This window comes from Umezawaea sp. (assembly GCF_057122925.1).
In genome coordinates, this window is sequence record NZ_DBNGPQ010000034.1 from 1 (window position 1) to 11,091 (window position 11,091).

Sequence of the window (11,091 nt, forward strand, 5' to 3'; positions counted from 1 at the left end):
TGTTTCCCCCGTGGCTACGGGAGGCTGGCCGGAGCCCTTGACCATGGCGCCGAGGCCGATCTTGTCGTGCCCGGTTCTCGCGCTGTCAGCTTCCCGTGGCGCGTGTTCCCCTCGTGCTCACGGGAGCTGGCCGGAGCCCCTGACCATGGCGCGGTACGCGGGGCGCAGCAGGTCGGTGACCTCGCGCTTGCGGACGGTCAGCGGGAGTGGGTCCAGTTGGTCGAGCAGGGCGTCGGGGTGTTGGGTCACCACGAGGTCCGGTGCCGGGGCTGCTGGAGCGGGTGGTCGTTCCCAGTAGGTGTCCAGGCAGTCCTCCAGCGCTGCCACCGGCTTGTCGGCGCGTTGTTCCTGGGCCGCCAGCGAGCCGCGCAGGGCTCGCAGGTTCTCCAGCAGGTCCTCGCGGTCGCGGCCGCGCCACGCGAAGATCTCGAACGGGTCGGTGTCGAACGACTCGGCCAGCAGGTAGCAGGTCGCCGCCAGGTGCTTGCAGGGCGCCTGCCAGTCGGGGCAGGTGCAGTCCATCGACAGTTCCCGCATGGTTTCGGGGAACAGGGTCAGGCCCAGTTCGGTGAACACGTCCTCGATCTCGGGCGGCATCTCGCCCGCCAGCAGCTTGGCGGTGAAGATCGCCTGGCCCGCCAGGGCGCGTTCGATCCGGCGCCACTCCTCGTCGTCGAACTTCTTCACGCCGATGCGCGCGCGGTACGGCTCCGGCCGGGTGCCCGCGATGAGCGCGACTACCAGGCTGGTGGAGAGGGACATGCTGATGACCTGACCGGTGCGCGCGTAGGCGCGGCCCCGTTCCAGGCGGCCTGCCATGCCGAACGACTCCAGCACGGCGAGGAACCGCCGCGACCACCACGTCTGCGCGACCTCGCCGCGCCTGCTGCGCAACGTGAGCCCACCCGCGATGCGGACGGGGTGCGACGCGGGTTTGGGGACGCCGTGCCACTCAACCACCGACGGCCTCCGGCGACAGCGTGAGCAGGTCGCGCAACTGGCCGGTCGACAGCTCGGTCAGCCAGTTCTCGCCCGCGCCGACGACGAGCTGCGCCAGCGAGCGCTTCTCCTCGATCATGAGGTCGATCTTCTCCTCCAGCGTGCCGATGCAGACGAACTTCCGCACCTGCACGTGGTTGCGCTGTCCGATCCGGAACGCGCGGTCGGTGGCCTGGTCCTCGACGGCGGGGTTCCACCAGCGGTCCAGGTGGATGACGTGGTTGGCGGCGGTCAGGTTGAGGCCGGTGCCGCCCGCCTTCAGCGACAGCACGAAGATCGACGGCCCGCCGGACGACTGGAACCGCTCGACCATCCTGTCGCGAGCACCCTTGGGCGTTCCGCCGTGCAGGAAGAGGACTTCCGTGTCGAACTTCGCGGCCAGGTGCGGAACGACCATGGTGCCGAACCTGGTGAACTGCGTGAAGCACAGCACCTTGTCACCGTCGGCGATGATCTCCTCCAGCACCTCCTCCAGCCGGTCCAGCTTGCCGGAGCGCCCGGCGACGCGCGAACCGTCACCGAGCAGCTGCGCGGGGTGGTTGCAGACCTGCTTGAGCTTCGACATGGCGGCGATCACCATTCCCTTGCGCTGCAAGCCGTGCGCGTCCTCGATCCGCTCCAGCATGTCGTTCACCACGGCGCGGTAGAGCGTCGCCTGCTCGGTGGTGAGCGTGCAGAGCTGCTTCATCTCCAGCTTGTCCGGCAGATCGGTGATGATCCGCGGATCGGTTTTGAGGCGCCGCAACACGAACGGCCCGGTGATCTTGCGCAGTCGCACGGCGGCGTCCTCGTCGCGGTACCGCTCGATCGGGACGGCGAAGCGCGCCCGGAACGTGTTCAGCGTCCCCAGGACGCCGGGGTTGGCGAAGTCCATGAGGGACCACAGCTCCGCCAACCGGTTCTCCACCGGTGTGCCGGTCAGCACGACCCGGTGCCGCGCCGGGAACCCGCGAACCGCCCGTGACTGCCGGGTGGAGGCGTTCTTGACGTTCTGAGCCTCGTCCAGCACCACCCGGTCCCACTCGACCTCGGCCAGCGGCAGCGCGTCCCGAGCCGCGAGCGCGTACGTCGTGATCACCAGGTCGTGCTCCGCGACGGTGTCGCGCAACTCCCGGCCGGACAGCCGGTCGCTGCCGTGGTGGACGTGCACCGCCAGCCCCGGCGCGAACCGCGCGGCCTCGCGCTGCCAGTTGCCGACCACCGACATCGGGCACACCACCAGCGTCGGCGGTCGCTTCCCGTCCTGCCGCTTCCACACCTCCAGCGCCAGCAGCTGGATCGTCTTGCCGAGCCCCATGTCGTCGGCCAGGCACGCGCCCAGCCCCAGTTCGTCGAGGAACGCCAGCCACGCCAACCCGCGCACCTGGTACGGCCGCAGAGTGGCGTGCAGACCCGCGGGCGGCTCGACGGGTTCGAGCCGCTGCTCCGCCTGCCCGGACAGCAGGTCGCCCAGCCAGCCGTCGCCGTGCACGCCCGTGACCGGCAGCGGCAGTGCCGCCGCCTCCGATTCCGACCAGGACTGCAACAGCACCTGCTCCGCGGGCATCCGCCCGGTACCGCCGCGCTTGAGGAACGCCAGCCCGGCCGTCAGCCGCCGCTGGTCGACGTGCACCCACTGCCCGCGCACCTTCACCAGCGGCACCTTCGCCGCCGCCAGCTCGGCCAGCTCCTCCTCGGTCAGCCGGTCCTCACCCAGCGCCAGGTCCCAGCGGTACTCCACCAGCGCCTTCAGCCCGAGCTTGCTCTCCGACTCCACCACGCCCGGATCGCCGCGCTTCGCCGTCGTGGTCGTCAGCCGGAGCCCGAGCCGCCGCGGCTCACGCCACCACGACGGCAGCAACACCCCGAACCCCGCCTGCGCGAGCAGCGCGGCACGGCTCAGGAACTCGTACGCACCGGCCGCGTCCAGGTCCAACCTCGTCGGGTGCCGCTCCCGCAACGCCACGTCCAGTTCCGGGTACAGCCTGCTGGCCCGCCCGAGATCGGCCAGCAGCAACTCCTGCGGATGGTCGACCCAGCGCCACAGCACACCGTCGTCCCGCCACGCCTGCTCGGCGAGCACCACCACGCTCGGCTCGTCGACCGCCTGCAACAGGAACTCCAGCCGCCACCCCTCGTTGGCGAACCCGCCCTGCTCCGGCGAACTGAGCCGGAAGCACACGCGCACCGGACTGTCCCGCTCAGCACTCGCCCGCCACGCCCCGAGCTTCGCCCTCAGCTCCACGAGATCCGCGGGACCGGCCTCGAACACGGGCTCGCCGACGAGCGCCCGCAACCAGAGGTCCATCGGCGTGCGGCCCCTCGTCAAGGACACCGACCCACCGAGCGCACCACGAACCCCGGTGTCCACCAACGTGGCCAACGCACCGCGCAACGCGGTCTCCGGACTGCCCACCCCCTCAGCGCCGCGGCACACCGGCGGCATCGAGTCGCGCAACGACGCGAACCGCATCGAGTCCACTCCGGACAGCGCGGGACTCCACCGGGCGACGGGAGCGTCAGCGTCGACCGACGGCAACACCCGACCGCGCGACACCAGGTCGCGCGCGAACTCGGCGACGTCCACCAGGTACCGGACGGACGCACCGGTCCGGCAGTCCGGCACCGACACGGGCGGCACGTCCACGACCACGACCGGCACGAGCCACCCCCGCAGCCGAGAGGGGCCCTCGGGTTCGTCGGGGTCCTCGGTCAGCGGATCGCGCACCAGCTCCGGCGAGGCCGCGGGCGACGCCGGGTACGACGGCAACCGCACCACCACCGCGTCAGCCTTGCCGCCACCGAGCAGGTCCAGCAGCACGTCACCGTCGACCGCGAAAGGATGCGGAGCCGGGTCGTGACCGGGAGAACCGGAGCCGGAGCGCGAGGCGGGCTGGCCGGGCGTACCGGGCATCCCAAGCGTGCCGGGTGTGCCGGGTGTGCCGGGTGTGCCGGGTGTGCCGGAAGCATGGGTGCTGAACGCGTCGGAGGCGTCCCGAGCGTGGGAGCGGGTGGCGTCGCGGCCGGCAGTGCCGGACCCCTTGCGATCGAACGCGCCGAACGCCCCACGACCGAGCGCGCCGAACGCCTGACGGCCAAGCGCGCTGGCGCCCACCTGGCTGGGCGCGCCGGAGATGCCGATGGCCTCCCCGCCGGGCGTGCTCTCACCACCCTGGTCGAGCGGGCTGAAAGCACCGCGTTCGGGCGTGTCGAGCCCACCTTGGTCGGTGGCGAGGGCACCGTGTTCGGACGGGCTGGGGGTGCCCTGATCGGGAGTGCCGAAAGCACCCTGCTCGGCGGTGTCGAGGACACCGTGCTCGGCGGCCATGAGGACACCGTGTTCGAGCGGGCTGGGAGTGCCCTGATCGGGAGTGCCGAAAGCACCTTGCTCGGCCGTGCTGAGGACACCATGTCTGGCGTTGCTGAGGTCACCGTGCTCGGCGGTGTCGGGGACCCCGTGCCTGGCGGTGCCGAGGCCGCCATGCTCAGTGGTGCCGAGGCCGCCGTGCTCGGGTGGGTTGGCCGCCGGTTGGCCGGGTGGGTCGGGGGTGTTGTGGGCCGGCGGCTCGGAGGCGCGTTCGGTTGGCCGTGAGTCCTCCGCCCACAGCGCCAACCGGCCATCGACCATGCACAAGCCGTGCAGCACGAACACCCGTCGGACCCTAGTCGGCCCGACTCCCAGGCCTGCCGAGCGGCTCGAAAAGAACCGGTTGTCGAACGCCTTGACGATTCGGGTCGGGTGAACAACGCTGACTGGGAGAGCGCTCTCCCAGATGTCGACACCGCCGTTGACCCCGCACCGTGAACGGCGGCGCCGAGTCGTGTTCTCGCCCTGCCAGGAGTCGCCATGCCCTTCTCGTCCCTCGTCCATCCTCTGTCCCGACGCCGGGGCAGAGGTCTGATGCTCGTGTTCGCCGTGATCGCGTCCCTCCTCGCGAGCTACGTGCTCTCGACCGCCCGCCCCGCCGAGGCCGCGGGCACCCTGCTGTCACAGGGCAAGCCCACCACCGCCTCCACGGCCGAGAACGCGGGCACACCCGCGACCGCCGCCACCGACGGAGACCTCGGCACGCGCTGGTCCAGCACCTTCGCCGACCCGCAGTGGGTGCAGGTCGACCTGGGAGCCACCGCCGCCATCGACCGGGTCGTGCTGAACTGGGAGTCCGCCTACGGCACGGCCTTCCGGATCGAGACCTCGGGCGACGGCGCCGCGTGGACGCCGATCTACACCACCACGACGGGCCAGGGCGGCGTCCAGTCGCTCGCCGTGACCGGCAACGGCCGCTACGTGCGGCTGACCGGCACCACCCGCGCGACCGGCTACGGCTACTCCCTGTGGGAGTTCCAGGTGTACGGCACCACGGGTGGCGGCCCGGTGGGTGCCACGCCAATCTCCCAGTTCAAGCAGGTCGCAGCGTCGTCGTGGGAGGGCGGCAACGCGCCCGCCGCGGCACTGGACGGCCGGTCCGGCACGCGCTGGTCGAGCCAGCACGGCAGCGACCCGCAGTGGCTGCGCGTCGACTTCGGCGCCACCGCCACGATCAACCGCGTCTCGCTGACCTGGGAGGCCGCCTACGCCAAGGGCTACCGGATCGAGGTGTCCACCGACGGCAACGCCTGGACGTCGATCTACTCGACCACCACCGGGGCGGGCGGCACGGAGAACCTGACCGTCAGCGGCACCGGCCGGTACCTGCGGTTCTACGGCACCGCCCGCGCGACCGGCTACGGCTACTCGCTGTGGGAGTTCCAGGTCTTCGGCACGATCGACGAGTCGGCCACCACCGCACCCCTGCTGTCCGGCCCGACCAAGGCGCCCGCCGCCACCGGCCGCTTCGCCCTGACCGCGCCCGCCGACAACGCCATGATCACCACCACCCGGCGACCCGCGTTCTCCTGGGCGGCCGTCGGCGGAGCCGTGCGCTACCAGGTGTGGCTCAACGTCAGCCGCACCGACTACGACTTCGCCGCCTCCGGCAACCTGATCGACCTCTACACCAAGGTCGCCGAGACCACCGGCACCACCTACACGCCGACCTGGGACATCTCCGACCGCTGGACCTACCGGTGGTACGTCGTCGCGGTCGACGGCGCGAACGCCACCAGCGCCTCGAACATCCGCACCTTCAGCCTCTACCTGCCGACCCTCACGACGGTCGACGACGGCGTCCGCACCGTCAACGGCAGCCGCGACCTCAACAAGAACGGCACCATCGAGCCGTACGAGGACTGGCGCCAGCCGGTCGAGACGCGGGTGAACGACCTCCTCGGTCGCATGACGATCGAGGAGAAGGCCTACCAGATGTTCTACAACGCCCAGCAGTTCCCGCAGTCCGGCTGGCACTTCGGGCCCGCCGAAGCCCAGGACCTGCACACCGTGCTGCGCTCCGGGGCCGGGACCAGGCTCGGCATCCCCACCGTGTCGGCGGGCGACACCATCCACGGCTACAAGACCACCTACCCGACGCAGAGCGCCCTGGCGGCGGCCAAGAACTACCCGCTCGACTACAAGCTCGGCGACATGCAGCGCCGCGAGCAGCTCGAGGTCGGCACCCGAGGCGTGCTCGGCCCGCTCGCCGAGGTCGGCACCAAGGTGCTCTACCCCCGCATCCAGGAGGGCAACGGCGAGAGCGCCGAGGTCGCCGCCGCCCAGGTCCGCGCACTGGTCGCGGGCTTGCAGGGAGGCCCGGAGCTCAACCCCGGCTCCGTGCTGGCCACGGTCAAGCACTGGCCCGGCGAGGGCGCGGGCGGCGAGGCGCTCATCGTCTACGACCAGGTGACCGTGAAGTACCACATGATCCCGTTCCGGGCCGCGATGGAGGCGGGCGCGGTCAACATCATGCCCGGCTACGCGGGCAGCTCCCTGATCGATCCCGGCGGCCCCGGTGCCGGTGACAGCGCCAAGATCCTGGCCTACCTGCGCCAGAACCTCGGCTTCACCGGCCTGATCACCACCGACTGGCTCCCCTCCGGCTCGTGGATCGGCGCGGCCAACGCCGGGTCCGACGTCATGGGCGGCGCCGACCCCGGCGCGGTCGGCTTCACCATCGCGGGTTTCACCGCCAACGTCCCCGCCGCCCGGATCAACGACGCCGTCCGCCGGGTCCTCCGGCTCAAGTTCCAGCTCGGCATCTTCGAGAACCCCTACGGCGACCCGGTCAACGGGCCCTACCGGTTCCACACCCCGGCCTACACCGCGCTCGCCAACCAGGCCTCGCGGGAGGCCATGACCCTCCTCAAGAACAACGGCACCCTGCCGGTGCGGCTGAACGCGGGCGACAACATCGTCGTCGCCGGGCCCCGCGCCAACGACACGGCCGCGTGCTGCATCTGGACCAGCTTCCTGCACCAGGAGTACGGCTCCCAGACCATGCTGGAGGCCATCAGGACGAGAGCCGCCCAAGCGGGCGTGAACGTCTACCAGGACACGGGACCCGCGCCGAAACTCGCCGTGGTGGCGGTGGGCGAGACCTCCTACACCCACGCCACGAGCTGGGTGAAGGAACAGCCGTACCTGCCCGCCGACCAACTGGCGCTCATCCAGAACTTCCAGCGCCAGGGCATCCCCGTCGTCGTGGCGCTGGTCATGCCGCGCCCCTACGTCATCACCGAGTGGAACGACCTGGCCAGCTCCATCGTGGTCACCTACCGAGGAGGTGAGGAGATGGGACCGGCGTTCGCCGGCTTGCTCTTCGGCGACTACACGCCCAAGGGCAAGCTCCCGTGGCAGCTGCCCCGCAGCCTCGCCGACGTCCTGCGGCCCGGCGGCTCCGACATCCCCGCCGACGCCACCGAGCACTGGGACCTGCCCTACGACCTCGGGGCCACCGCGGCGCAGCGCGCCGAGATCCGCGCCAGGATCGACGCCGACCAACCGGTGCCCAGCACCTACGGCAACCCCCTCTACCCGTTCGGAGCCGGCCTGACGAACTGGTAGCCCACCCGCCCTGCCACCACTCCTGCCGTGCCTGCTCCTCGTGGTCCGCCACGGGGAGCAGGCACGTTCTCCGGCTCCGCTCGGCAGGGCCGTGCGGAGCCGGACGTCGGGCACGGGGACGCCCCGCCGTCGGAACGCGGCGACCCGAGCGGCCAGGAACCGCACCCAGCGGCGGATCACGGGGTCACGCCCAGAACACGGGCCGCGTCCGGGGAGAGCGGCCTGCCGACGATGTCCGGGTCGCAGCCCACCCTCGGCAGGCGGGAGCGGATCGACGTCGGCGAGCGGCCCATCCGGTCGGCCAGCGACCTGATCAGCTCAGCCACGGGCACCTGGTCGGTCCGGTCCAGCCACGCCTCGCGCAGCTCCTCGTCCAGCTCGGTGGTCCACGGCTGCTTCGCGTTCGCGGGCTGGGGGCGGCCAGGCGGAGGAGCGCCCATCCTGGTCAACCCGTCGAGGACGCGGCCCAGGAGCTTGCCGATCGTCGTGCCGCCCGCGACGGGGAGCCGGATCATGCCCTCGGCCACGACGGCGCCGTTCGGATCGGCGCCGAACACCTCCAGCAGGACGTCCTGCCGGGCGGTGGCCTGCACCCGGTAGCTGATCGGACCGAGCTGCATCCGGCTGTCGTACGTGCTGGTCGTCGTCATGGTGGGGACGTTAGGGACGGGGTCCGACAATTCTCGGTGGGGTCGGAGCGTCTACAGCGGACAGAGACCGCACGGCGACGGCGTCGGATCGGCGCCCGTCAGGTACGGCTTTATGTGGTGTGCCAAGGCTTTTGCCAACATCGGTGGGACCGCGTTGCCGATCTGCTTCGCCACCTGGATCTTCGTTCCGCACCACTCGAAAGTGTCATGGAAGGTCTGGAGGCGGGCCGCCTCCAGGTGCGTGATCGGCCGGTCGACGCGGTGGCCGTCCTCACCCGGCTCCCACTGCGGGTGCAGGTACCGGCCCTTCTCCGGCTTGTAGAACTCGGTCCGGATCGTCAGGGACGGCTCGTCCCACCGCATCCGGCCCATCACGTCCGTCGTCCCGGTCTTCTTCTCCTGCCAGCAGCGCGGCATCAGCTCGTACGGCAGGTCGAACCGGCCGCCGCCCGGCGGGATCGACCGGTAGCGCCGCAGCGACAGCGGGGTGGGGTTGCGGCCGATGTGCAGGTCCTCCGACTTGAACCGGCCGGGCACCTCGACGCCGAAGAACTCGACCTTCGACGCGGGCAGCGACGTGCGGGCGGGGTGTTCCGGCAGCCCGGTCAGCACGTCGCGCACCGAGTGCCAGCGGGGCAGGTCGCCCGTCCGTGCGTGCGTGGGCGCCGGGACCGGGATCTCGCCGATGCGGGAGCCGATGACGATCGCGCGCTTGCGCCGCTGCGGCACGCCGAAGTCCGCCGCGAGCAGCAGCGCGACGGTGAGCGTGTACTCCTCCAGCAGCCCGCCCGGTCGGACCTCGGACCGCAGCAGGTCGAACTCGCCGGACGCGAGGAACCGGTCGACGTTCTCGATCACGAACACCCGCGGCGCGGCGTGCCGCACGAACCGGATGTACTCCTGCCACAGCTTGTTGCGCGGGTCGTGCACGTCCTGCGCCCCGAGGCTGGAGAAGCCCTGGCACGGCGGACCGCCGATGATCACGTCGGCGCTCGGGACCTCGGCGTCCGGGACCGTGGCGATGTCGGCCCACCGCATGTGGTCCTCGCCGAAGTTCGCCGCGTACGTGGCCGCCGCGTGCAGGTCCCACTCGACCGCCATGACCGGCCGGAACCCGCCCGCCGCCACGAACCCCGACGTCATGCCGCCGCAGCCGGCGAACAAGTCGATCATCGGTATGGGCTGCTCGGTCACCGGACCAGCGTAAGGGCTCGCGGGCGCTCGCCGATCACCGCGATCCGGACCGCGTCCGCCCGCGCGACCGCCGCCGTGGACCGCCCGGTTCGAGGTCGACCCGAACCGCGGTGGTGCCCGCGAACCCGCACCCGGAGGTGAAGGGCCAGGTCACGGTGCTCGACGCTCAACGACGGCTGGTGACGGCCTCGTGCACCCGTGCCGCCGCGACCTCCGGCCGCTCGTGCTCCCACACCCGGACCGACAGCCACCCGGCTTCGGCCAGCACCACGTCGGTGTTCGCGTCGCGCGTCCGGTTCGCCTCGATCTTGGCCCGCCAGAACTCGCCGTTGCGCTTGGGCCAGGTGGCGTGGTCCGGACAGCCGTGCCAGAAGCAGCCGTCGACGAACACGGCCACCTTCGACGGCCCGAACACCACGTCCGCCTCCCGGCGCACGGCGCGCAGCGGCCTGCGGTGCACCCGGTAGCGCAGCCCGAGCTTGTGCAGCTCGCGGCGCAGCGCCACCTCGATCCCCGTGTCGCGCGAGCGCTGCCCGCTCATCCGCGCGCGGGTCGCCTCCGTGGTGGACAGCCGCTCCATCGGGACATCATCTCGCAGGCGTCAGCCGCCGCACCACGGTGTCGAGGTCGCGGTCGGACGGCAACCCCCTCTCCAGCCCCGGCACGCGTTCGAAGAAGAACGGCGGCATCGCCTGGAACAGCAGCTCCTCCGCCCGCCGCGGCCCGTCGCGCTGCACGAACACCACCCGGCCCGCCCACGCGTCCACCCCGAACACCGCCTCCGCCAACGGGTGCGTCAGCACCTCCAGCCCCCGCTCCCGCAGCGCGGCGGCCACGTGCAGGGACCGCACGAACTCCGCGAACTCCCGCCCGATCCGCCGCCGCATCGCGGCCCGCGCGACGGACCCCTCGACGCCTCGGTCGACCACCCGGCCGACCAACTCCGCCGCGGGACCCCACAGCATCACCACGGCCCGGTCGTCGCCCTGGCAGAACCTCCGGAACTCGGCCCAGCCCGGTAATCGCCCCAGCTCCTCCACGGCGTGGTGGAACACGTGCGACAGGGCGAACTCCGGCCGCCACCCGTCGATCTCCAGCACCGGCTGCCCCCGAGCGCTCAACGCGGCCCCGAGCGAATCCCCCCGGAACACGGCCCCGGTGTCGGCCGACGTGAGCGCGTTGACGACCACCGCGGCGTGCCCGAGCGCGTGCGCGGCCACGCGCGGCCGGGTGCTGTGCCAGTTGTTGAAGCGGTCCCTCGACGCCTCGGTGACGTTGAACAACCGCCGGACCTCGGCCGCGGCCGTGATGCGTTGGCTCATGACAGCGAGG

Annotated in this window: 8 protein-coding genes; 2 read left to right on the forward strand and 6 right to left on the reverse strand. The window is 71.7% G+C overall.

Annotation, left to right across the window (positions count from 1 at the left end; all coding sequences use genetic code 11):
- Positions 1–117: 117 nt before the first annotated feature.
- A complete protein-coding gene (locus AC156L_RS05175; RefSeq protein WP_330875610.1) occupies positions 118–960 on the reverse strand; it encodes an SWIM zinc finger family protein in 843 nt (280 codons plus the stop codon).
- Entirely contained in the window at positions 953–3,892 is a 2,940-nt protein-coding gene (locus tag AC156L_RS05180) for a DEAD/DEAH box helicase (protein WP_330875609.1), read from the reverse strand. Before AC156L_RS05180 ends, AC156L_RS05175 begins: the two co-directional genes overlap by 8 nt.
- Positions 3,893–3,946: 54 nt before the next feature.
- On the opposite strand from AC156L_RS05180, the gene AC156L_RS05185 reads away from it, so the two are divergent.
- Both AC156L_RS05185 and AC156L_RS05190 read left to right on the forward strand, forming a co-directional pair.
- On the forward strand, positions 3,947–4,570 hold the full coding sequence (locus AC156L_RS05185; RefSeq protein ID WP_484406638.1) for a hypothetical protein: 624 nt from the start codon (positions 3,947–3,949) through the stop codon (positions 4,568–4,570).
- Between the two features lie 309 nt (positions 4,571–4,879).
- A complete protein-coding gene (locus AC156L_RS05190) occupies positions 4,880–7,915 on the forward strand; it encodes a discoidin domain-containing protein (protein ID WP_330875607.1) in 3,036 nt (1,011 codons plus the stop codon).
- Between the two features lie 176 nt (positions 7,916–8,091).
- On the opposite strand, the gene AC156L_RS05195 is transcribed toward AC156L_RS05190, so the two are convergent.
- From AC156L_RS05195 to AC156L_RS05210, 4 genes are all read right to left on the reverse strand, one after another.
- Complete coding sequence (locus AC156L_RS05195) at positions 8,092–8,565, reverse strand: hypothetical protein (protein ID WP_330875606.1); 474 nt, start codon at positions 8,563–8,565, stop codon at positions 8,092–8,094.
- Between the two features lie 51 nt (positions 8,566–8,616).
- Entirely contained in the window at positions 8,617–9,738 is a 1,122-nt protein-coding gene (locus tag AC156L_RS05200) for a DNA cytosine methyltransferase (protein ID WP_330875605.1), read from the reverse strand.
- Positions 9,739–9,925: 187 nt separating this feature from the next.
- A complete protein-coding gene (locus AC156L_RS05205) occupies positions 9,926–10,339 on the reverse strand; it encodes a very short patch repair endonuclease (protein WP_330875604.1) in 414 nt (137 codons plus the stop codon).
- 7 nt (positions 10,340–10,346) lie between these two features.
- A partial coding sequence (locus AC156L_RS05210; RefSeq protein ID WP_330875603.1) for a hypothetical protein occupies positions 10,347–11,091 on the reverse strand: 745 nt, incomplete at its 5' end.